At 69.6% G+C, this 21,785-nt stretch carries 16 protein-coding genes, 1 tRNA gene and 1 pseudogene; 10 read left to right on the forward strand and 8 right to left on the reverse strand.

The window, feature by feature from the left end:
• Positions 1 to 1,188: 1,188 nt before the first annotated feature.
• Positions 1,189 to 2,856 (forward strand): annotated as a pseudogene (locus tag CcI49_RS44495) (recombinase family protein); the annotation flags it as partial.
• A 34-nt stretch (positions 2,857 to 2,890) separates the two neighbouring features.
• Here CcI49_RS44495 and CcI49_RS20265 read toward each other — a convergent pair.
• Positions 2,891 to 2,975, reverse strand: a tRNA-Leu gene (locus CcI49_RS20265).
• A gap of 191 nt (positions 2,976 to 3,166) precedes the next feature.
• Positions 3,167 to 4,027 (reverse strand): NAD(P)H-binding protein, encoded by an 861-nt coding sequence (locus CcI49_RS20270; RefSeq protein WP_076828642.1) that lies wholly within the window; start codon positions 4,025 to 4,027, stop codon positions 3,167 to 3,169.
• A gap of 240 nt (positions 4,028 to 4,267) precedes the next feature.
• Between CcI49_RS20270 and CcI49_RS20275 the strand changes: the two genes are divergently transcribed.
• From CcI49_RS20275 to CcI49_RS20285, 3 genes are all read left to right on the forward strand, one after another.
• A complete protein-coding gene (locus tag CcI49_RS20275; protein ID WP_076828644.1) occupies positions 4,268 to 5,668 on the forward strand; it encodes an aldehyde dehydrogenase family protein in 1,401 nt (466 codons plus the stop codon).
• Positions 5,669 to 5,838: 170 nt separating this feature from the next.
• On the forward strand, positions 5,839 to 6,702 hold the full coding sequence (locus CcI49_RS20280) for an SDR family oxidoreductase (RefSeq protein WP_076828646.1): 864 nt from the start codon (positions 5,839 to 5,841) through the stop codon (positions 6,700 to 6,702).
• 224 nt (positions 6,703 to 6,926) lie between these two features.
• A complete protein-coding gene (locus tag CcI49_RS20285; protein ID WP_076828649.1) occupies positions 6,927 to 7,955 on the forward strand; it encodes a 2-dehydropantoate 2-reductase N-terminal domain-containing protein in 1,029 nt (342 codons plus the stop codon).
• Positions 7,956 to 8,274: 319 nt separating this feature from the next.
• Here the strand turns inward: CcI49_RS20285 and CcI49_RS20290 are convergent, their stop codons facing one another.
• From CcI49_RS20290 to CcI49_RS20315, 6 genes are all read right to left on the reverse strand, one after another.
• Positions 8,275 to 9,369, reverse strand: a complete 1,095-nt coding sequence (locus tag CcI49_RS20290) for an ABC transporter ATP-binding protein (RefSeq protein WP_241840159.1) — start codon at positions 9,367 to 9,369, stop codon at positions 8,275 to 8,277.
• Positions 9,323 to 10,387, reverse strand: coding sequence for an ABC transporter ATP-binding protein (locus tag CcI49_RS20295; protein WP_054567827.1), 1,065 nt, complete (start codon positions 10,385 to 10,387; stop codon positions 9,323 to 9,325). The genes CcI49_RS20290 and CcI49_RS20295 overlap by 47 nt, the downstream gene beginning before the upstream one ends.
• Before the next feature lie 120 nt (positions 10,388 to 10,507).
• Complete coding sequence (locus tag CcI49_RS20300; RefSeq protein ID WP_083473409.1) at positions 10,508 to 11,419, reverse strand: ABC transporter permease; 912 nt, start codon at positions 11,417 to 11,419, stop codon at positions 10,508 to 10,510.
• 1 nt (position 11,420) lies between these two features.
• Positions 11,421 to 12,371 carry an ABC transporter permease gene (locus CcI49_RS20305; RefSeq protein ID WP_076828651.1) on the reverse strand — a complete coding sequence of 317 codons (951 nt, stop codon included), beginning with the start codon at positions 12,369 to 12,371 and terminating at the stop codon, positions 11,421 to 11,423.
• A 109-nt stretch (positions 12,372 to 12,480) separates the two neighbouring features.
• A complete protein-coding gene (locus CcI49_RS20310; protein ID WP_083749635.1) occupies positions 12,481 to 14,046 on the reverse strand; it encodes an ABC transporter substrate-binding protein in 1,566 nt (521 codons plus the stop codon).
• A 646-nt stretch (positions 14,047 to 14,692) separates the two neighbouring features.
• The gene (locus tag CcI49_RS20315; RefSeq protein ID WP_076828653.1) at positions 14,693 to 15,625 is read right to left on the reverse strand and encodes a helix-turn-helix domain-containing protein; all 933 of its coding nucleotides are present in this window, start codon (positions 15,623 to 15,625) and stop codon (positions 14,693 to 14,695) included.
• 161 nt (positions 15,626 to 15,786) lie between these two features.
• Between CcI49_RS20315 and CcI49_RS20320 the strand changes: the two genes are divergently transcribed.
• From CcI49_RS20320 to CcI49_RS20345, 6 genes are read left to right on the forward strand one after another with little or no spacing between them, the layout of a single operon-like run.
• Entirely contained in the window at positions 15,787 to 16,581 is a 795-nt protein-coding gene (locus CcI49_RS20320) for an SDR family NAD(P)-dependent oxidoreductase (RefSeq protein ID WP_076828655.1), read from the forward strand.
• Positions 16,582 to 16,613: 32 nt separating this feature from the next.
• Positions 16,614 to 17,420 (forward strand): SDR family oxidoreductase, encoded by an 807-nt coding sequence (locus CcI49_RS20325; protein WP_054567823.1) that lies wholly within the window; start codon positions 16,614 to 16,616, stop codon positions 17,418 to 17,420.
• Positions 17,411 to 18,682: a sulfotransferase gene (locus tag CcI49_RS20330; protein ID WP_076828657.1), complete on the forward strand. Its 1,272-nt coding sequence runs from the start codon at positions 17,411 to 17,413 to the stop codon at positions 18,680 to 18,682. The genes CcI49_RS20325 and CcI49_RS20330 overlap by 10 nt, the downstream gene beginning before the upstream one ends.
• Positions 18,679 to 19,914, forward strand: a complete 1,236-nt coding sequence (locus tag CcI49_RS20335; RefSeq protein ID WP_076828659.1) for an MBL fold metallo-hydrolase — start codon at positions 18,679 to 18,681, stop codon at positions 19,912 to 19,914. Before CcI49_RS20330 ends, CcI49_RS20335 begins: the two co-directional genes overlap by 4 nt.
• Positions 19,911 to 20,717 carry a sugar phosphate isomerase/epimerase gene (locus CcI49_RS20340; RefSeq protein WP_076828660.1) on the forward strand — a complete coding sequence of 269 codons (807 nt, stop codon included), beginning with the start codon at positions 19,911 to 19,913 and terminating at the stop codon, positions 20,715 to 20,717. The genes CcI49_RS20335 and CcI49_RS20340 overlap by 4 nt, the downstream gene beginning before the upstream one ends.
• Positions 20,714 to 21,748, forward strand: a complete 1,035-nt coding sequence (locus CcI49_RS20345; RefSeq protein ID WP_076828662.1) for a zinc-binding dehydrogenase — start codon at positions 20,714 to 20,716, stop codon at positions 21,746 to 21,748. Before CcI49_RS20340 ends, CcI49_RS20345 begins: the two co-directional genes overlap by 4 nt.
• Positions 21,749 to 21,785: the final 37 nt, after the last annotated feature.

The raw sequence follows: 21,785 nt of genomic DNA on the forward strand, positions 1-21,785 counted from the left end.
GCCGTCCTCCCCACGCCCGTGGGGGTGATCCGCCGAATCCGCAGCCGGATGGCGGATCCGATGAGTCCTCCCCACGCCCGTGGGGGTGATCCGGCCGCGACCGCACCCACGGCGCGCTTGTGCGCGTCCTCCCCACGCCCGTGGGGGTGATCCGAGGACTCACATGGATGGTACGACGGGCGTGCGGTCCTCCCCACGCCCGTGGGGTGATCCGCAACGCGAATACTCGGGTGCGCGATGGATTCTGTCCTCCCCACGCCCGTGGGGGTGATCCGTGCACAATCGGACCGCAGCAGGCTGTCAACGTCGTTCTCCCGACGCCCGTGGAGGTGATCCGCGGGCGCAGTAGCGCGGCGAGAGTCTATATTCCGGCAGATTATAGGTTTGAGTTTGGTTGTGGGGGGCTGGAGGTCATTGGGTATTGGGGTGACGGCGACCTCCGTGTGGCTTGGATTCCTGGGCCCCGTTCGTGCGGTGGCGAACGTGCGGTGGTGAAAATTTTGGGACGGCTACGGGTTCCCCTGGCGGCCTTCAGGAGGTTCTGAGGTTGGCGAGTGAGCATCGACGGTTTTCGCGCTCCTGTGGTGTAGGTCTCGGGGAATATCTCGGGGATCGGTAGGCTGAGCGTCCATTGGTATGACGAGTGTTTGTTTGCGAAAAGGTTCCATCCGACGCCCGGGAGCGCTGGACATCTTGCAGTCAGACGGTCGGCGGATCGCGAGGTCAAGGAAATGGTGTGATCGCGCCTACCGCGGTCCGTCGGCGGTCCGTGTGTGTTGGAGTCGGTGACCGTGAGGGAGGAGGAGCAAGCCGCTCCGACAGAGTCTGCTGAGCTGGAAAGCCTAGGCGAGGCAGCTGCCGCTCGGGTGCATGGCGAGGAGTCGGCTGAACGGGACGCGGTGGGCACGGCGTGTAACCGGGCTGGTGTGCATCGTGACGACGCTATTTGTGTCATTATTCTTGATGATTCGCCGCCGCTTTCCCCTGAAGCAGCACGGGCTTTGTTGCGTATACTTCTTGCTGTCGGTGAGCGTGGACCAACTGAGGAATCCGCAGAGACCAGAGGTGATGGTCGCGCCCGCCGGAGGCGGAGCGACGGTTCTTGAGTATTCCCGGGTTGTGCTGGCTAGATGATGCCGGCCATCCGCGGAACATCAATCCTGTTCAGGATGGAAAGTGGTGATTTGGATGACGTCCTCTCCCACTCTGCCGGCCGCCGTCGGAAGGCCGGAGTCGGCTCGGATACGGTTTGCCTTCACTGGGCGAGTCTCGACCGAGGACCAGCAGGACCCTGAGGCATCCCGGCACTGGCAGATCGCCCGTGCTACGGCGCTGATCGACGGCCATGGGGAGATCGTGGCCGAGTACTTCGATGTCGGCCAGTCACGCTCGCTGCCGTGGAAACGGCGTCCGCAGGCGAGTCTGCTTCTTGCTGCGCTGGCCGACCGGGAGCGCGGCTTTGATGCTGTGGTGGTCGGTGAACCACACCGTGCGTTCTACGGCAACCAGTACAGCCTGACGATGCCTGTGTTCGAGCATTACGGCGTCGCGCTGTGGGTGCCCGAGGTCGGCGGGCCGATCGACCCGACGTCGGAAGCCCACGACATGATCATGTCGGTGTTCGGTGGCATGTCCAAGGGGGAGCGGAACCGGATCAAGATCCGGGTGCGGTCGGCGATGCAGGCGCAGACCAAGGTCGAGGGCCGCTATCTCGGGGGCCGGCCGCCCTACGGGTACCGGCTCGCCGACGCCGGGCCCCATCCGAACCCGGCCAAGGCTGCCGATGGGCGACGGTTGCACCGCCTCGAACCCGATCCTGCGACGGCCCCCGTGGTGGTCCGGATCTTCGAGATGTTCCTCGGTGGTGCGGGAGTCTTCGCGATCGCGGAAAGGCTGACAGCCGACGGGATCCCGTGCCCGTCCGCCAACGATCGGGCCCGTAACCGCCACCGTGAAGGTCTGGCCTGGTCGAAGGGTGCGATCCGTACGATCCTCTCCAACCCCCGGTACACCGGCCACGAGATCTGGGGGAAGCAGCGGAAGGAAGACGTTCTGCTCGACGTCGAGGACGTGGCCCTCGGCTATGAGACCAAGTTTCGGTGGAACGCGACCGAGACCTGGGTGTGGTCTACCGAGCGGGCCCATCCCGCGATCATCGACATCGACACCTTCACCCAGGCACAGACGCTGCGTGCTGCCCGCAGGGTCGTCCCGCCCAGCGAACGCGGCCAGCGGCGCGACACCCGTCGCTACCTGTTCCGCGGGATGCTGCACTGCGGTCTGTGCACCCGGAAGATGCAGGGTAACTGGATCAACGGGAAGGCGCACTACCGCTGCCGCTACCCCCAGGAGTACGCCCTGGCGAACCACGTGCACCATCCGAGCAACGTCTACCTGCGCGAAGCGGCGATCGTCCGGCCCCTCGACGACTGGCTGTTCACCCGCTTCGCACCCCACCGCGTCTCCGACACGATCGACGCCATGACCCAGGCCCAGAGCGACCCGGAAGCGGACGACCCTCGCCGGGCCGCCGCACAGAGGCAGGTGGCTGAGTGCGACCGCAAGCTCGCCCGTTACAGGGCCGCCCTTGACGCAGGTGCCGACGAGACGACCGTCGCGGGTTGGATCGCGGAGACGACAGCGCAGCGCGCCGCCGCCCAGGCCGTCCTCTCCACCTGCTCCCGACAGGCACGGCCGCGTCTGTCCCGCCAGGAGATCGCGGATCTTGTCGAGCGATTGGATGATCTCCGTCGGGTGCTTCGCGACGCCGATCCGGAGGACAAGGCGAAGGTCTACGCTGCGCTGGGAGTCCGCCTGACCTACAAGCCCTCTGAGCAGAGGCTGCTGGTCGCAGCAACGCCTGCCTCAAGGCACGTAGGCGTAAAGGTTGTGTCCGAGGGGGGACTTGAACCCCCACGCCCGTTAAAGGGCACTAGCACCTCAAGCTAGCGCGTCTGCCATTCCGCCACCCGGACGAGTGGTGGTTCTGGGCTGCTCGCCCGAACCGAGGATGACTCTACACGCTCGCGGGGGCGTCCGACGCTACGCCAGGCCACCAGAGGATCAAGCGCCGATCCAGAGATCGCGTCGGGGCCTTGACATCGCGCGTTCGTGTGCTCCTGTGGCGACCCCGATCGGTGGCCGAGTATGTGCCTGGCTGAGGACGTCACCGCTCCGTGACGGGGGTGAAATCGGTGCGATGATCGTGTGCCCACTGTTCGAGCGTGCGGCCGGGTCGGCCGGTCAGCTCGGTGACGCCCGGCCGCACGCGGTCCGGTTCGGTGAGGGTGTCGTGCCAGTAGGCGAGCAGCATCGCGACGATCGGCTCCGGGATGAACTCGCCGACGTCGGCACGGAACTCCTCGGGGGTGATCTCGACGGACCGCAGCGCGCGGCCGATGCCCGCACCGATGGCGGCGATCTGCTCGGCACGGGTCAGCGACCGTGGGCCGGTGAGCGGGATCGCCCGGCCGATCAGGTCGTCGCGCAGCAGTGCCGCCGCGGCCGCGTCCGCGATGTCCGCCTCGTGGATCGGCGCCTGGGCGGACCGCAGGTACGGTGCGCGGATCGGCCAGCCGTTCCTGATCGGCCACGCCCAGGCGAGCAGGTTGTTGGCGAAGGTGCCTGGGCGCAGGATCGTCCAGGCATCGGTGCGCGAGGTCACGGCCGCCTCGATCGCCGTGTGGTGGAGCTGGCTCGCCGAGCCCGCGTCGCGGGCGTGCTCCTTCGCCGCGGCGAGTGAGGAGAGCACGACGAAACGTTCCACGCCGGCGGCGATCGCCGCGGTCATGAACGCTTCCACTCCGCTTTCGGCGGGGAACACGAAGGCCTGCCGCACCCCGCCGAACAYCGCGTCGCCGAGGGTGGAGGCGTCGCCGAGATCACCGGCGACGGCATCGACGGCGGCGGGCAGCGACGCCTTCCCGGGATCGCGGCTGAGTGCGCGCACGGTCTCGCCCTGATCGAGCAGGGCGCTGACAAGGTGGCTGCCGACGGCGCCGGTGGCACCGGTGACGAGGATGGTCATGGGCTGTTTCTCCTGTGGGTGTGCGCCTCGGTGGGATCGAGACCCAGCGTGGCCTCCGCTGAGGTCAGCTCCTGTCCTCAGGTCGGACGAACCCACGGTCCGGACTCCGATTTGTGGAATGGTTGATCAACACCCTGTGCGCCCGCACCCGGAGGCATCTGGACGTCCGTGCCGGATGATGGGCGTCGAGGGCATGACGCCCGACCACGTGACCTCCTCGTCCTCGTCCCGGAGTGCTTCATGACGACCCGACACCTCGGCGACGACGTCACCGGGGCCCCGGACCCCGCCGGGCTCGTGACCTCGCTGCGCGCCCTGCACGCGACCGGTCGCACGAGGCCGGTGGCCTGGCGGCTGGCCCAGCTCGATGCCGTGATCCGGCTGCTCGACGAGCGGGAGAGCGACCTCGCGGGCGCGCTCGAGCAGGATCTGGGCCGCAGCGAGATGGAGGCCTGGCTCGCCGACATCGGGTCCTCCCGCGCCGAGGCCGTGTACGCCCGCAGGCACCTGCGGTCGTGGATGCGCCGGCGCCGCCAGCGTCTTCCGCTGCACCAGTGGCCCGGGGCCGGCTGGGTCCAGTACGAGCCGCTCGGCGTCGTGCTCGTCGTGGGGCCGTGGAACTACCCCGTCTACCTGTGCCTCGCGCCGCTGGTCGCCGCGGTCGCGGCGGGCAACTGTGTCGTCGTCAAACCGTCCGAGCTGGCCYCGGCGACGTCCGCGCTGCTGGCCCGGCTCATCCCCGAGTACCTCGACGTCGACGCCGTCAAGGTCGTGGAAGGCGGCGGGCAGCTGACCCAGGGGCTGCTCGCGGCCGGCTTCGACCATGCGCTGTTCACCGGCGGAACGGAGATCGGCCGAAAGATCATGGCCGGGGCGGCGGGCACCCTCACCCCGGTCACCCTGGAGCTCGGCGGCAAGAGCCCGGTGATCGTGGCACCGGACGCCGACCTGGACGTCGTCGCACGCCGGGTCGTCTGGGTGAAGCTGATGAACTCCGGGCAGACCTGTATCGCGCCGGATTACATCCTTGTCGACGAGCAGGTCAAGGACCGGCTTCTCGAGCGGATCACAGCCACGATCGCGGAGTTCCGCGCGGGTGCGGCCGGCGGGCTGCGCATCGTCAACGCACGTCAGTTCGACCGGCTGGCGGGCTATCTGCTGTCCACCAAGGGCACCATCGTGAGTGGCGGTGGGGTCGACGAGGCGGCGCTGACGATCGAACCGACCGTCGTCGTCGATCCCGGGACCGACGAGCCGCTGATGCGGGAGGAGATCTTCGGGCCGATCCTGCCCGTCCTCGGCGTCGACTCGGTCGAGGAGGCGGTGCGGTACGTCAACCGCGGCGACAAGCCACTCGCGGTGTACGTGTTCAGCCGGTCGCGGGCGCTGGCCCGGCGGGTCGTCGATCAGGTCCCCGCCGGCGGCGCGGTGATCAACCATGTCGCGGTGCACTGTCTCGTCCCGTCGCTGCCGTTCGGCGGGGTCGGCGCCAGCGGGATGGGGGCCTACCACGGCGAGTGGGGCTTCCAGACGCTCAGCCACCGCAAGGCGGTCCTCGCCCGGAGCAACCGGCCGGACCTCCGGTTCGTGTACCCGCCGTACACGCAGCGGGCGCGACGCCTCCTGCGCAGGCTCCTGTGATCCGCCGGCTCCGCGAGACGGTGTGGGTGTGCGCTGGCGTTTCCGGTGTGCCGTGTGCCGTATGCCGTGTGCTGTGCGCCGCTGCCCCGGTACCTGCTCGACGTCCGGAAACTAGCATCCGAGCCAGAACGCAGTGGTGCGTTCGGGGGCGTGGGTGTCAGGAGGATGGGATGTCGGGAGTCGACGGTCGCGTAATCATCGTCACGGGCGCCGGGGGTGGGCTCGGCCGGGAGTACGCCCTGCTGCTCGCCGCGAACGGAGCGCGGGTTGTCGTCAACGACCTCGGCGGTGCCCGGGACGGGTCGGGCTCCGGTTCCGAGATGGCGGACAAGGTCGTCGCCGAGATCCGGGAGGCCGGCGGGGAGGCGGTCGCCAACTACGACAGCGTCGCCACCGCCGAGGGCGCGGCCGCGATCGTGGCGACGGCCCTCGACGCCTTCGGGGCCGTGCACGGCGTGGTCAGCAACGCCGGGATCCTGCGTGACGTCTCGTACGCGAAGATGACCGACGCCCAGTGGGACGCCGTCATCCAGGTCCACCTGTACGGCGGCTACAACATCACCCGCGCGCTGTGGCCGCACTTCCGCGAGCAGCGGTACGGGCGCATCGTGGTGATCACCTCGACCAGCGGCCTGTTCGGCAACTTCGGCCAGTCCAACTACGGCGCCGCGAAGATGGGCCTGGTCGGCCTCATCAACACCCTGTCGATCGAGGGCGCGAAGTACGACATCACCGCCAACGCGATCGCCCCGATCGCCGCGACCCGGATGACCGCCGACATCGCCTCCGCCGACCTTCTCGCCAAGCTTTCGACCGCGTTCGTCGCGCCCGTCGTGACCCAGCTGATGACCGACGAGTGCACCGACACCGGCTCGGTCCTCGTCCTCGGCGGTGGGCTCGTGCAGCGGGTCCAGCTGTTCCAGAACGCCGGTGTGCAGTTCGAGCAGCCCCCGACGCCGGCCGAGGTCGCCGACCGCTGGGCGGAGATCACCGACATGTCGGCGGCCGTTCCCGCCAAGAACCCGCTGCACTGAGCCGGTATCCAGTCGGGCCGGTATCCAGCTGAGCTGGTAACCGGCCGGGCCGCGGGCCCGGGCGGCGGCCTGCCGGGAGGGCGGCCGTCGCCCGGGCCTCGTGTCTGCCTGGGAGGCGTCGCGTCTGCCTGGGAGAAGAGCCCACATCCATCGGGAAAGATGATGGGTCGTCATCGGGCTTCGTCGTTGGACGTGGCGGATCTTCCTGCCGCAGGATCACACAGGTGACCCGGTACATCATCATCGGGGCGGGCGCGGTGGGCGCCATGCTCGCCGCCCAGCTCACCGAAGCGGGCATCGACCACGTGCTGGTCGGCCGCGGAGAGCACATCCGGCGGATACGTGAAGACGGCCTGCGGTATGTGCAGCACGGCGAACCGCGGACCGTGCGGGTGTCCACCGCGTCAGACCCCGACGAGGTGGACCTGCGCGGCGGTGACCTGCTCGTGCTCGCCACGAAGGTGCAGGACGCCGAGGCCGCCGTGCGTACCTGGGCGTGGCGGCCGGTCGACATCGACGGCCGTCCGGGGGTCGCGGCGGAGCTTCCGTTGCTGACCCTGCAGAACGGCCTCGACGCCGACCGCATCGCGCTGCGCCGGTTCGCGCGGGTGCTCGGCGGCACGATTCTCACCAGTGCCCACTACCACAGCGTCGGCGAGGTGCGCTCGGGTGCGAGTGGCGCGATCGGCGTCCTCACCGTCGGTGGCGCGCCGCGCGGCACCGACCCGGCCCTGGAGGGCGTCGCGGCCGACCTGCGCCGTGCCGGATACATCGTCCAGCTCACGGACGACGTCACCCGTTGGAAGGCGGCGAAGCTGCTGCACAGCGTGCGTAACGGGCTGGAGGTCCTGGCCGGCGACGAGGCCCTGGCCGGCGGCGACGACGAGGAACGGTCAGCCCTCGGCCAGCGGCTCGTCGCGGAGGCCCGAGGCGTGTTCGAGGCCGCCGGTCYCGCGGTCGCCGACACCGCCGCGGAACGTACGGAGGACCTCTCCACGTTCGGGATCGATCCGAACTCGGGCGTCGTGGCGGGCCGGCAGTCCACCTGGCAGAGCTTCGCCCGCGGCGTTCCCAGCGAAGCCGACTTCCTGAACGGCGAGATCGTGCTGCTGGGCCGGCTGCACGGCGTCCCGACCCCGGTCAACGCCGCACTGCAGCGGGTGCTCGGCGAGGCGGACGCACGCCGCCTGCCGCCCGGAACCCGCACCCTGCGCGAAGTGACCGAGCTGGCGGCACTTCCAGCACGGACCTGACGGCGCCGCGTCGCGGACGCCCGACCCGCCCCAGACCCTCAAACCGCCAGCTCATCGAGCTGCGGAGGATAAGCGTGGGGGTTCAGGTTCCAAGGCTCATATACGAGGACATCCTGACCCGTCGGTGTCCGGAGCGTAGCGACGATCATCCCGACACCCTGGTCTCGGTGAGCAACCCCGCCGAAGCCCTGCACGCGCTCCGAGACGTTCACCTGTCCGGCTTGCCAACACCGTCCCCGCCACACCGTCGCCTACCCGTGGCGCCGGGGTGATCTCGCCGCGGTCGATCGTGGGTCTCCCCGCCGGCGGGATCGGACCGCTAGTCGGTCTCGTCCACAGCCGGGACCGTCTGGGCGGTCGTAGTCGTGCTCGCGGCCTCGGAGGAGACCACTCTGTCGGTGGTGAGCGGGTGGTGGCATGCGGCGTACTGGCTGGGGCGGAGCTCACGGATCTGGGGCTCCTCCTCGGCACACCGCCTGGTGGCCTGTGGGCAGCGGGTGCGGAACCGGCAGCCTGTCGGCGGAGCCAGAGGGGAGGGCAGGTCGCCCTCGATGGCCGGGCCGTGGAAGGCGTTGTCCGGGTCGGCCCGCGGGACCGAGTCCAGCAGGGCCCGGGTGTAGGGGTGGGCGGGGCTGCCGTAGACGAGGTCGGCGTCACCGAACTCGCAGACCTTGCCCAGATACATCACCAGCACGTTGTCGCTGACCGAGCGGACGACCCCGAGGTCGTGGGCGATGAACACGACGGTGAGGTGGTACTCGGCCTTCAGCTGTTCGATCAGGTTGAGGATCTGGGCCTGGACGGACACGTCGAGGGCGCTGACCGGCTCGTCGCAGATGAGCAACTGGGGTCTGAGGGCCAGTGCCCGACCGATCGCGACCCGCTGGGCCTGTCCACCGGAGAGCTGCCGGGGCAGCAGGTCGCGGAAACGCTCGCTGCCCAGCCCCACCTGTTCGAGAACCGCGGACGACATGGCGGCCCGTGCGGTGGCCGGGACGCCGGCGATCGCCAGGCCCTCGACCACCAGGTCCTTCACCGGCCGGCGGGGGTTGAGTGACGCCACCGGGTCCTGGAAGATCATCTGAATGTGCCGGCGCAACTCGCGCATCCTGGGCTCGCCGGCCCTCTCGAGGGGCTCACCCGCGAACGAGATCTGGCCGGAGACCATCTTGCCCAGCCGCAGGACGGCCCGGCCCGTCGTGGACTTGCCACAGCCCGACTCGCCGACGATACCGAGGGTCTCCCCGGGCAGGACGTCGAAGCTGACCTTGGATACTGCCTGCACCACGCCGCCCTTGGATCGGTACTCGACGACCAGGTCGCGGATGGACAGCAACGCCTGTTCGCCGCGCAGATGCGCGGTGCCGCTACCAGCCAACAGGCTCACCTCCAGATGTGGCGGGTGTCCTGGCATCGGCCGGAACCTGTCCGGCGGGTTGCATTCCGGCTTTCCCGGTGTCGGGTCCAGCCGGATGCAGACAGGCCACCTTGTGGTCGGCGCCGACCGACGACATCGCCGGTCCGGGTTCCAGGCACCCGTCGTCGGCGTGGGTGCAGCGCGGCGCGAACCGGCAGCCGGAGGGCGGGTTGGTCGGGTCGGGCAGCGCGCCCGGGATCAGGCGCATCGGGGCGTGCCGGACGTGGTCGAGCGACGGCGTCGCGTCCAGCAGGGCTTGGGTGTAGCGGTGCCTGGGGGAGCCGAACACCTCCCGGGTCGACCCGTACTCGGTCAACCGGCCGGCGTACATCACGGCGACCCGGTCGGTGCGTCCGGCGACGACGGCCAGGTCGTGGCTGATGAGCATCATGGACATGCCGCGACCGTGCTGGACCCTGCGCAGCAGGTCGAGGATCTGGCGCTGGACGGTGACATCGAGCGCGGTGGTCGGCTCGTCGGCGATCAGCAGCTCCGGCTCGCATGCCAGCGCCGTCGCGATCATCACCCGCTGTCGCATGCCACCGGAGAGCTCGTGCGGATAGTTGCGTAACCGTTTCTCCGGGTCGGGCACCCCCACCTCCTGCAGAAGATCGAGGGCCCGAGCACGGGCTTCGGAGCGTCCGATGCCCAGGTGCCTGCGCATGCCCTCCGTGAGCTGGCGCTCGACCCGGACGACCGGGTTGAGCGAGCGGCCCGGGTCCTGGAAGACCATCGCGATCTGCTTGCCCCAGATCTCCGCCCGCTGCGCTCGGGGGAGCGCGAGCAGGTCCCGGCCCTGGAAGAACACCTCACCGGAGCATCCGGACCGGGCGGGCAGGATGCCCATGATCGCTCTCGCCGTCACGGACTTCCCGGACCCGGACTCCCCGACCACGCCCAACGCCTGGGCATGGTCGAGGTCCAGGCTGACGTCGTCCACCGCGCGTACGACGCCGCGTGTGGTGCCGATGTGGGCTCGCAGGTTGCGCACCCGCAGGACTGGTTCGGTGCTCATGAGCCGGAAGCACCTTCCCTTCGGAGCGTCGGCGGCGGTTGCGCGGGTATCTCCCGCGATCGACGGGTGTCTGGCCCGCTCGGGTGAACAAGGCGCTCAGGCGAATGCGCCCGGCGGGCCCTAGTCATGCAGGGTGCGGTCGAGTCGATGGCGCAGGTGATCGCCGACCTGGTTCAGCGAGAACACGGTGAGGAAAATGATCGATGCTGGTATGAGCACCATGTGCGGCGCGTCCACCAGGTAGTCCTTGCCGTCGGAGATCATGCCGCCCCAGCTTGGCCGGGGCGGCGGAATACCGGCGCCGAGGAAACTGAGCGAGCCTTCCGCGACAATCAGGGCCGAGATCACGACCGGAAGGTAGGCCGCCAGTGACGGCAGGAGATTGGGCAGGATTTCCCGGATCAGGATCCGTCCGCGAGAAGCGCCCATGTTCCTGGCCGCGGTGATGAAGTCGCGAGAAGCCCAGGTCAGGGTGTTCGCGCGGGCAAGCCGGGTGAACGTCGGAATGATCAGCAGCGTGAGCCCGGCGGTGAGCGTCATGATGCTCGGCGTCAGGATCGAGGAGATCGCGAGCAGCAGGATCAGTGGTGGGAAGGCCAGCAACGCGTCGGTGAGCAGCCGGACAACCCAGTCGAGCCATCCGCCGAGGTAGCCGGCCAGCAGGCCCAGGGCCGCGCCGATCGCGGCCCCGAGCAGGCTGCCCACCGTGCCGACGAGCAGCGAGACCTGCGCGCCGTAGACCGCCCGGGAGATCATCGGCCGGCCCTGCGAGTCGGTGCCCAGCAGGAGGTCGAACCCGCCGCTCGGTCCCTGGCGCGGGTCCCCGACCGGGATCGTGTACGACGGGATCGGCAGCACGTCGGCCAGTACGGCGACCCCCAACACCAGTGCCAGCCAGCCGTAGCACAGGTAGACCAGAAACGACCGCGGCCTGCGCGCCGCGGAGACGATCGGCGTGCCAGGCAGGACCTCCGCCGGTGCGGCGGTTCGCTGCTCGGTCACAGTCGCCGCGGTGCCGTAAGGACGGGTCATCTCACGCCCCGGCCTTTCTGACCCTGGGGTCGAGCCAGCTGTAGCTGATGTCCACGAGCGTGTTCAACGCCACGTAGACCACCGCCACGAACACCACGACTCCCTGGATGGTGATGACGTCCCGGCTGGTGATAGAGCTGACGACCAGCTGACCGAGACCGGGCAGCGAGAACAGGGACTCGACGATGACCGTCCCGCCGATCAGTCGCCCGAGATTGATCCCGATCAGGGTGATCAGGGAGAAGGATGACGGACGAAGGGCGTGGCGCGTCATCACGTAGGCGGGGCTCATGCCCTTGGCACGAGCTGCCTCGACGAAGTCCTCGCGCATCGTTCCGACCAGGTCGGCGCGCAGCAGCCGGTGGAACGCGGCGATCTCGGTCAGTGAGATCGCCAGAATGGGCAGGAAAGCGGACTCCAGATTTCCTCCGAAGCCCGCGCCGATTTTGACCCAGCCGGTCACCGGAAACCAGCCGAGTTGGACCGCGAGGAGGTAGGTGAGGAGAGGTCCCGCGATGAACGCGGGAACGGACAGGAAACCTGAGGAGAGTGCGGTGATCGCGCGATCGAGCAGTGTTCCCTCGAATGCCGCGGAAACGATGGCCAGCCCGACCGCGATGACCAGCGCGAGGATGAGGGCGAACACCGCGAGTTCAATGGTGACCGAAAGCCGCTGGTTGATCGCCTCGACGACCGGCTGGTTGGTGATCGGTGAACTGCCGAGATCACCCCGAATCGCGTTACCGAGCCAGCTGACGTACTGCTCCCACACCGGCTTGTCGAGGCCGAGCTGGTGCTCGAGTTCCGCGACCTGCTCGGGTGTCGCGTTCTCCTGGAGCATGACGGCGGCCGCGGAGCCCGGTGCCAGGCTCAGCAGCCCGACCGAGCCCATGGTTACCAGCAGTACGACCAACAGGCTGCGCCCTAATCGTTGCGCGGTGGTGAGCAGCATGTGGCTTGCTTCCTCCGGTGGTGGTCGACGGGTTGCGCGCCGCGTCCACGGCAGCCGATGCCGATGGCCGATCTCGGCGCCGACCGGCCGCTATGGGCAGTCGCATCGGCTATGGCTTGATCCACAGCTCTTCGGGAAGCAATGAACCCAGGCCGTACTGCCGCACACCGCCGACGTTCGTGGCGGTGATGACGCTGGGCGCGGCCCGGGTGTAGAAGATCACCGGGACCTGCTCGACCAGCCGTTCCTGCAGCGTGTCGTAGGCCGCCTTACGGTCCTGCTCGGTGGTGGCGGTCCGGGCGTCCTGCAGCGCCTGGTCGAGCTGCGGGTCGGCCAGGCCTCCCAGGTTCGCCGCCGAGGTCGAATGCAGCGCCGTGAACAACCGTGGCTCGGGGTCCTGGAAGAACGCGGAGGTGGTGGCCACGTCAAAGTCGTGGGTCCGGCGAAGCCCGGCGAGTTCCGTCACTTCGACGACCTTCACATGGACGGTGACGTTGCGGAACGCGCTGAGCTGGGCCTGGACGTTCTCGGCCAGGGCCTTGTTCTCGGTCGAGGGTGCGCTGGTGAAGGTGAAGGACACCGGCTTGCCCTCTGCGGCGAGCTCGTCGAACAGCCGCTGCGCCTTCGCCTTGTCCGGGTGTGCCAACGGGGTGTTCGAGTAATAGGGCGAATCCTCGGTGAAAAGAGTGCTGGCGAGTTTCGCGGTACCGCCGTAGACGGCCTGGTTCACGACATTGGTGTCCAGCGCGGCGGCTACCGCCTGCCGGGCCCGGATGTCGTTGAACGGCGCCCGCCGGCTGTTCAGCGCCATCAGGACGCCGCCGGAGAGGTCCATGACGTCGGTCGGCAGGTTGGCCTTGGCTGCCTTGTCGAGGTTGACCCAGTTCGACTCGATGGCCACGTCGGCGCCGCCGCTGAGGATCGTGTTGTAGCGCTGGGTGGCATCGAGCGCCGGGCGGAACGTCAGGCTGTCGAGGTAGGGCCTGGGGGCGTCCCAGTACTTCGGATTCCTGACCATTTCCATGGTCGCCTGCCTGGTCCAGCTCCTCAGCGTGAACGGCCCGGCTCCCACCGGGTTCCGGTCGAACTCCGCCTGCCCCTTGGCCAACGCCGCCGGTGAGGCGATCCAGTTCAGGGTCGAGGTGATGACGGACTGGACGTAACTCGGCACCGGGCTGGTCAGGCTGATTTTCAGTGTCACCGGGTCGATCACCTCGGCGGAGGCGATCATCGACGCCTCGGAGACGTTGACCGATCCGGTGGCCGGATCCTTGGCCCGCTCCCAGTTGAACTTCACGGCCGCGGCGTCGAGCGGGGTGCCGTCGGAGAACACCAGGCCCGGTTTCAGCGTGAGCCGGAACGAGGTGCCGTTGTCGGCAGTGGTGAACGACTCGGCCATCCTGTAGACGACCTTGCCCGCGCTGTCGTTGGTCATCAACGTCCCGTACAGGGCGTTGCCGATGACAGCCGAGGTCGCATAGGCATTGCCGATAGCCACGGGATCCAGGCTGCGTGGGTCGTTCAAGGTGAGTACTCGCCCGTTGCCTCCGGCCACCGGCGCCCCGGATGCGCCTGCTGATGCGGACGGCGTGGAATCGCCGCCGGCACAGGCTCCGAGCACGAGCGTCATGGCGCAGACAACCGTGATGGCCAGTAATCGTGCCTTGCGGATCATCTGTGACCTCTCATCGGTACTCCGGACCTTTCCGGAGCTCGTTGTCAGCGGGTCGGCCGTGGCGTCTGACGAGCACGTGCCGCGATGCCAGGCGTGCGCGTGCGCGGCGCGCCGGCCGGTCAGGTTCGTTCGGGTCTGTCTGCGGTGGACGGCACGCCGAAATCCGGGATCGAGCCCCGGGACCGGCGGCTCATCGTCAAGAGGACTCCTCGAGCAGAAGTCGATGGCAATATTGCTATAACGAAAACCAAATCGGGTCAAGGTGTCTCAGGCATGCCAGCGCCGTGGGCTTGGCGGTCCGTTTGGCCAGGTCAGGCCGTCGGTGTTCATCAATGACCGGTGGTAACTGGTGGCGGCCTACCGGTGCCGGACGACCCACCGAGCGTGAGCGTCCGGCTAGCCTGGTGGCCGGTCGCGTACGAGCCACCGCAGTGGCGGACGCGCATCACGACGGTGCGCGGACGTCATCTGCCTGCTCCGGCGGCACCGTGGTCCTCGTGCCCGAACCGTGAAAAGCGGGTCCGCCCTGGGCGCGCCGGTGACGCCCAGATCGCGTCCGGCGCACCCGGCGCCGCTGGTCAGCCGCAGCGCAGGGGCTGGTGGCCCGGCCGCGGTCTCACGTGTCCGCTGGGCACGTGAGAGCTTGTCAGCGCTGGCGGGCCGAGCCGGCCGACGCGGACGCCGGCAGATCGCGCCCGGGAATCCGGCCGCGGGCCTGACGAGTCGCGATGGCCGCTGACTGGGCCAGGCGACGGCCCAGCTCGCCGACCTGTGAGACGGGGACCGGGTGCTCCGCGGCGGTGATGCTCAGTGACAGCAGCACCCGGCCGATCGGGTCGAAGATCGGGGCGGCGATGGTCTTGACCGCGATCTCGTCCGCGTCCTCGAGCCCGTCGAACGACAGCAGCATCTCGTCGGTAGCCGCGAGGGCCTCGGTGAGGCGTTGTTCGGCCTGCTCGTCGGTCGGCTCGCTGCGCAGCCTCGCGACCGCGTCGATCACTGCCGGGGCGGCGATCGCCTGCAGCGGGACGCTGAAGCCCCGGGYCCGGATCTCCGCCAGGACTCCGCGGTACAGCTGGGCGAGCGGGGCTGTGAGGGCGGCGCGGTCGATCCACGAGGTGATCGCGTCGTCGTCCGCCCAGGCGAGGAAGACGGCACCGATCGGCGCGAGCAGCGGTGTGCGGTCTCCGGGGTAGCCGACGCTGGGTGTGAGCGGCTGCGGGCCGCGCCGAGCGAGGAAGATGACGTCCCGTCCGGCGGTCGCGGAGACGCCGACCTCCGCGCCGAGCTCGCCCGCGAGCACCTCGGCCTGCTCGATGGCGGCATTGATCGCCGGATGCTGCTCGAGCGCGGCGAAGCCCGTCGCCGCCAGCGCCGGACCCAGCACGTAGGTGCGATGCACCGGGTCGCGGATGAGGAAGCCGCAGTCGCACAGCACCGCCAGGGTCGCGTGGGCCGAAGCGATGTTCATGTCGAGGTGCGCGACCAGCTCACTGATCGTGAAGCCACGGGACGGATGCGCGGTCAGGAAGGAGACGATGTCTGTCGCGCGGGCAGACGCGGGCGCGGGCCTGGGCATGCGGACACCGTAGCGAACCCCGACAAGAAGAGGCTGTCCACCGGACTGACTGCAACGGGGATTTCGTCATAGCAAAATGCGGCGGTCGGGGTGGCTCTCGCCACCCAGGTCAGGGCGGCTCTCGCCGCCTGGACCTCGTCGAGACCGGAAGGTGCGGCCGCATGAACCGCTTCGAAGGCAGGAACACCGTGATCGTCGGCGGTGGACAGAGTGCCGGAGCGACGGTGGGCAACGGGCGGGCCGCCGCCCTCGCCTACGCCCGCGAAGGCGCCACCGTCCTGGTCGTGGACCGCGACCGGGAGGCGGCCGAACAGACCGCCTGCGAGATCCGGGCCGGCGGGGGTGTGGCGTACGCCCACCAGGCTGACATCACCCGCCCCGAGGAGTGTGCGGCCCTCGCCGAGGCCGCGGTGGAGACTCTCGGGGCGATCGACGTCCTGCACAACAATGTCGGTGTCGTCGTGGCCGCCGCCACCGAGGACCTCAGTGTCGCCGACTGGAACCGCGGCCTCGACCTCAACCTCACCGGCCTGTGGATGGTGTGCCGGCAGGTGCTGCCCGTCATGCGTGCCCAGGGTCGAGGGGTGGTCATCAACATCTCCTCCCTGGCGGGGGTTCTCGCCGGGGCCAATCCCTACTCGGTCGGCAAGGCGGCCCTCAACGCTCTCACCCGGGGCCTGGCGCTCGAGTACGCCCCGCACGGCGTCCGGGTGAACGCCATCGTGCCCGGCATGATCGACACCCCCATCGGTGTCGACCGTGTCGCGGTGGCGAGTGGCCGCTCCCGCGACGACGTCGCCGCCGCCCGCGCGGCCCAGGTGCCGATGAGACGCCAGGGCACCGCCTGGGACATCGCCCGGGCGGCCCTGTTTCTCGCCTCCGACGACGCCTCGTACATCACGGGCGCCGTCCTCCCCGTCGACGGGGGTGGCTCCCTGCGTGGACATCAGGCTTGACTGCAAAGAAGATTTTGCTATAGCAATATTCCATGTTCGACTTAACGGGCCGGGTGGTCGTGGTCAGTGGCGGGAACGCGGGGATCGGGCTGGCCTTCGCGCGCGGGGTCGCCCAGGCCGGTGGCGATGTCGTCGTCTGGGGCCGGCGCGCGGACAGGAACGCCGAGGCCGCCAGGGAGCTGGCTGCCTTCGGCCACCGGGTCCTCGCACAGGAGGTGGACGTCTCCGACGAGGCGCGGGTCGTCGCCGCGATGGCCGAAGTGGTTGAGGAGTTGGGCCGGGTGGACGGCGTCATCGCCAACGCCGGCCTGATGCGCCGGGAGCGCAGCTTCGTGGAGATGACCAGCGAGGCGTGGCACGGACTGCTGGCGGTCAACCAGCACGGGGCGTTCTACGCCGTCCGCGAGGGGGCGCGGCACATGAAGCGGCGCTACGACCAGGGTGACCCCGGCGGCTCGTTGTTGTTCTGCGCCAGCCTGTCGGCGTTGACCGGCAGCCCCGGGATGGAGCACTACAACGCCGCGAAGGGTGCCATGGTGGCGATGTCGCGGGGCATCGCGGTGGAGGCCGGCCGCTACGGGATCCGCTGCAACGTGGTCTGTCCCGGCTACACCGTGAGCGAGACGGTGCAGGTCGCGCAGGAAACCCCGCTGTCCCAGCGCATCCGCCGCTTCAGCCCACTGGGCCGGATGGCGGAGTCGGACGAGCTCGCCGGGATCGGCGTCTACTTCATGAGCGACGAATCCCGTTTCCACACCGGCGACGTCGTCGTCGTCGACGGCGGATGGCTGGCGAACGCCGGAAAGACCGACATCACGGAGCTGCCGCCATGGCCGTGAAAGTGCTGCGCGTCGACGGGATGCGCACCGACACCCGCACCGCCGCCGAGCGGGCCGCCCTCGAGGCCGTCGAGGGACGTCCGCTGGACATGAGCGTCGACGCGGTGCTGGCCGCGGCCCGGCGCCAGACCGGGCTCGACGACTTCGGCGCCCTCGACTTCACCGAGCGCCTCGGGCTGCTGCTGGCCGAGGTCGAGGCCGACGGGAACGTGTGGCGGGCCAGCAAGGCGACCTTCGTCGACCAGTGCGTCCGGGCGGCGGCGAACCGGCTGCTGATCCAGCACTACTGGAACGAGTACCCCGCCTGCCTCGACGCGCCGATCGAACGCCCGATCAACGTCGTCGCCCTGCCGCGGTCGGGCAGCACCCACCTGGAGAACCTCCTCGCCGCCGACCGGCGGCTGCGCCACCTGCCGGTCTACCTGGCCGCGCAGCCGGCTCCGAACCCGGGCGAGACGGCGGGCCCGGGCGGGACGGACCCGCGCTGGGCCCGGTCCGACGCGCGGTGGCAGCAGCTGAGCCGTAACGAGATCTTCGCCGCCATGCACGAGCACTCACCCGACCACGCCTGCGGCGAGAACGAGCTGCAGGTGCCGGACTTTGCCAGCTACCAGTGGGAGTGGATGGCGAACGTCCCCGGCTTCCGCGATCACTACCTGACCCACGACCAGACCCCGCACTACCGCTACATGAAGGACGTGCTGCGGGCGATCACCTGGCAGCATCCCAGCAAGGGGCGCTGGATGCTGAAGTCCAACCAGCACAGCGAGCAGCTGGGCCCGCTGCTGGCGGCTTACCCGGACGCGACGGTCGTGATGATCCACCGCGACCCCGTGGCGACGATCCAGTCCCTGCTGACGATGCGCGGGCTCGCGCTCAAGATGAGCCAGAAGCAGCCGGACATCGACGCCCACGTCGCCTACTGGGTCGACCGTCCCGAACGGATGCTGCGCAGCTACCTGCGTGACCGGCACCTGGTACCTGCCGAACAGCTCGTCGAGGTGCACTTCGACGAGATCGTCGGCAACGACGTCCAGGCCGCGGCCGGCGTGCTGGAACGCGCCGGGCTCGAGGTCACCGACGACACCATCGCCGACATCGAGCACTATCTCGCGTCGCATCCCCGCGGCCAGCGCGGCCGGGTCGTCTACGACCTGGAGGGCGACTTCGGTCTCGACGCGGATGGGCTGCGGCGCCGGTTCGCCTTCTACACCGAGGCCTTCGGGGTCCGTTCCGAGGCGCGCAGGGGAGACAGCCGATGAGCTCGGAGAAGCAGCCACTCAACGCCCTCATCGTCAGGGCGGGGGAGGGCGTGCAGGACGCCGTGGACCTCGGCGACGGGATCCACGCGTCGAAGGGCATCTCCAACAGTTATCTGGTCACCACCCCCGGCGGCGACCTGCTGATCAACACCGGGATGTACTTCGAGGCGGAGCAGATCCGGGCGCGGTTCGCCAAGGTCAGCGACCACCCGGTTCGCGCCATCGTGTTCACCCAGGGCCACCCCGACCACGTCGGCGGCTGGTCACAGCTGGTGACTCCCGAGGTGGAGACGATCGCCCAGGCCAACCACGGGGACGTCCGGGAGTACTTCCACCGCCTGCAGCCGTTCTTCGCCCGCCGCAGTCGACGGCTGTGGAACCGCGACGTCACCCGGGTCGACCCGCTCTACCAGCCGCCCGAGCCGGTCCTGACGACAACGTTCCTCGACAGCCACACGCTCACCCTGGGCGGCCGCCGGATCGAGCTGTACGCGACCCCGGGCGGGGAGACGACCGACTCGCTGGTCGTCTGGCTCCCCGCGGAGCGCATCGCCTTCACCGGCAACCTGTTCGGCCCGCTGTTCGGGCACATCCCGAACCTGTACACGGTGCGCGGGGACAAGATCCGCAGTGCCATCGGCTACCTGCACGCCGTCGACCGGGTCATCGCGCTTCGCCCCGAGAAACTGATCACCGGGCACGGCGAACCGGTCAGCGGCGAGGAGAACATCCGCCAGCAGCTGACCCGGATGCGTGACGCCACGCAGTACCTGCGTGACCGGACCATCGAGGGAATGAACGCAGGTGTGGACCTGTGGACCCTGATGGGGCAGATCACACTGCCGCCCGAGCTCGACATCCCACAGGGGCACGGCAAGGTCCCGTGGATCGTGCGGGCGATCTGGGAGGAGCACGCCGGCTGGTTCCGCTACGAGTCGACGACCGAGCTCTACGACGTCCCCGCCAGCGCGATCTGGGGCGAGCTCGTCGAGCTCGCCGGCGGCACGGCACCGCTGGTCACCCGTGCGCAGGCGCACCTGGCGGCCGGGCGGCCCCTGCAGGCGCTGCACTTCGCCGAGATCGTCCTGTCGCAGACGCCGAAGGACACCGACGCGCTGAACATCAGGCTTGAGGCCCACGAAAGGCTGCTGGAGCGCAGCGGCCGGGAGAACTTCAGCGAGGTCCGCTGGCTGGAAGCCGAGATCCGTGACCTGCGGGAGGACGGGTCATGACCCACCCCCGGCTGTCCGTCAGCGAGATGTGCACCTACCCGTGGGCGTTCGCCGACGAGCTGCTCCTGTGGGACTCCCTCGACGTCCACCGCGTGGGCGTGCTCGACGTCAAACTCACCGACCACGGACGCGGCGAGGCGGTGCGTGCGCTCACCTCCCGGTCGATGCGCCTCACGACGGTCATCACGCACTCCTTCGACCTGAGCGCCCCCGACACCTGGGACGCGACCCGCACCCGGGTGAACCAGGCCATCGACCTCGCGGCCCTGCTCGGTGGCTGTGTCTACTTCACCCCCGGCGCCGCCGACGGCCGGGCGTTCGACGAGCTCACCGCGGCGCTCGCCGACGCGGCCGCACCCTGCCTCGCCCGCGCCGACGCCCGGGGTGTCCGGCTGGCGATCGAACCGACGCAGCGCGCGGACCGGTCGTTCGTCCACACCCTGCGCGAGGCCGCCGAGGTCTCCGACCGCACCGGCCTCGCGCTCATCGTCGACCTCGGCAACTGCTGGCGGGAACCCGACCTGGCTGCGGCGGTGCGCCAGATCGGCGACCGCCTCGCGGTCGCGCAGCTCTGCGACGTCATCGCCCGCGAGGACGGACCGCTGCCGGCCGGAACCCGGATGGTCCCCGGCGACGGGGACATGCCAGTCGAGGCCTTCGTGCGGGCCGTTCTCGACACCGGCTATGTCGGGCCGTTCGAGCTGGAGCTCGTCGGCCCGGCGGTCGAGGCCGAGGGCCTCGAGCCCGCGACCCGCCGCGCCGTCGAGCGGGCCACCGCACTACTCGAGAAGGTGATGTTATGAGCCGGGCGGTCGTGTTCAACGGCGACGAGACATGGGAGCTGCGCGACCTCCCGGTGCCGGCCCCGCAGCCCGGCGGCGCCGTCCTGCGGGTCGAGGCCACCGGGCTGTGCCACAGCGACATCGACCATTTCCGCGGGCACGTCCACACCTCGTGGGGCGGCGCCTTCCCCTCCATCCCCGGGCACGAGATCGTCGGGCGCATCGAGCGCATCGACCCTGCCGCCGCCGAGAAGTGGGGCGTCGCCGAGGGCGATCGGGTGGCGGTCTGGGACATCGTCTTCACACCGGCCGGCCACCGCATCTACGGGCACGACTTCTCCGTCGACGAGGGCTCGGGGCTGTACGGCGGCTTCGCCGAGCACCTGGAGCTGCTGCCCGGGTCCATGGTCTACAAGCTGCGCGAGGACGTCCCCGCCGACCAGCTGACGGTCTTCGAGCCGTTGAGCTGTGCGGTCACCTGGGTCGCCCCGGTCAAGGACGGTGACGTCGTCGTCATCGAGGGCCCCGGGCACATGGGCATGGCCACGATCGTCGCGGCCAGGGCGGCCGGCGCCGCGAACGTCATCGTCACAGGGACGGCCCGGGACCGGTTCCGGCTGGACTGCGCGCGCCGGATCGGCGCCGACCACACCGTCGACGTCGAGGCCGAGGACGTCGTCGAACGGGTCCGCGAGATCACCGGCGGCGCGATGGCCGACGTGGTCATCGACGCCGCGGCGGGCAACCCGGTGACCGTGAACCTGGCCATGGACCTCGTCCACAAGGGCGGCCACGTCGTCATCGCGGGAATGAAGGACCGCCCGCTCGAGGGATTCCACAGCGACTGGATCCCGACCCGCCGCATCACGCTGCACCCCGGCGCCGGCCTCGACGCCGCGGGCGCCGTCGCGCTCATCAACGCGGGCAAGGTGCCGACCGCCGAACTGCTCGGCGACTCGTTCCCGCTGGAGAAGTTCGAGGACGCCTTCGCTCTCCTGACTCGCTCGACGCCCGGCCGTGACTCGGTACGGGTCGCACTCCGGATGAGCTGACCCGCAGACCACGCGACACCACGGCAGGAGATCCTGA

The sequence above is a fragment of the Frankia sp. CcI49 genome (assembly GCF_001983215.1).
GTDB lineage: Bacteria > Actinomycetota > Actinomycetes > Frankiales > Frankiaceae > Parafrankia > Parafrankia irregularis.

Coding starts and splice junctions, on each gene's coding strand:
- CcI49_RS20280 (WP_076828646.1), top strand. CDS start 5,839: ATGTCGGGAGTCGACGGTCGCGTAATCATCGTCACGGGCGCCGGGGGT.
- CcI49_RS20340 (WP_076828660.1), top strand. CDS start 19,911: ATGACCCACCCCCGGCTGTCCGTCAGCGAGATGTGCACCTACCCGTGG.
- CcI49_RS20295 (WP_054567827.1), bottom strand. CDS start 10,387: ATGAGCACCGAACCAGTCCTGCGGGTGCGCAACCTGCGAGCCCACATC.
- CcI49_RS20325 (WP_054567823.1), top strand. CDS start 16,614: ATGTTCGACTTAACGGGCCGGGTGGTCGTGGTCAGTGGCGGGAACGCG.
- CcI49_RS20345 (WP_076828662.1), top strand. CDS start 20,714: ATGAGCCGGGCGGTCGTGTTCAACGGCGACGAGACATGGGAGCTGCGC.
- CcI49_RS20300 (WP_083473409.1), bottom strand. CDS start 11,419: ATGACCCGTCCTTACGGCACCGCGGCGACTGTGACCGAGCAGCGAACC.
- CcI49_RS20305 (WP_076828651.1), bottom strand. CDS start 12,371: ATGCTGCTCACCACCGCGCAACGATTAGGGCGCAGCCTGTTGGTCGTA.
- CcI49_RS20310 (WP_083749635.1), bottom strand. CDS start 14,046: ATGATCCGCAAGGCACGATTACTGGCCATCACGGTTGTCTGCGCCATG.
- CcI49_RS20330 (WP_076828657.1), top strand. CDS start 17,411: ATGGCCGTGAAAGTGCTGCGCGTCGACGGGATGCGCACCGACACCCGC.
- CcI49_RS20290 (WP_241840159.1), bottom strand. CDS start 9,369: ATGCCAGGACACCCGCCACATCTGGAGGTGAGCCTGTTGGCTGGTAGC.
- CcI49_RS20320 (WP_076828655.1), top strand. CDS start 15,787: ATGAACCGCTTCGAAGGCAGGAACACCGTGATCGTCGGCGGTGGACAG.
- CcI49_RS20335 (WP_076828659.1), top strand. CDS start 18,679: ATGAGCTCGGAGAAGCAGCCACTCAACGCCCTCATCGTCAGGGCGGGG.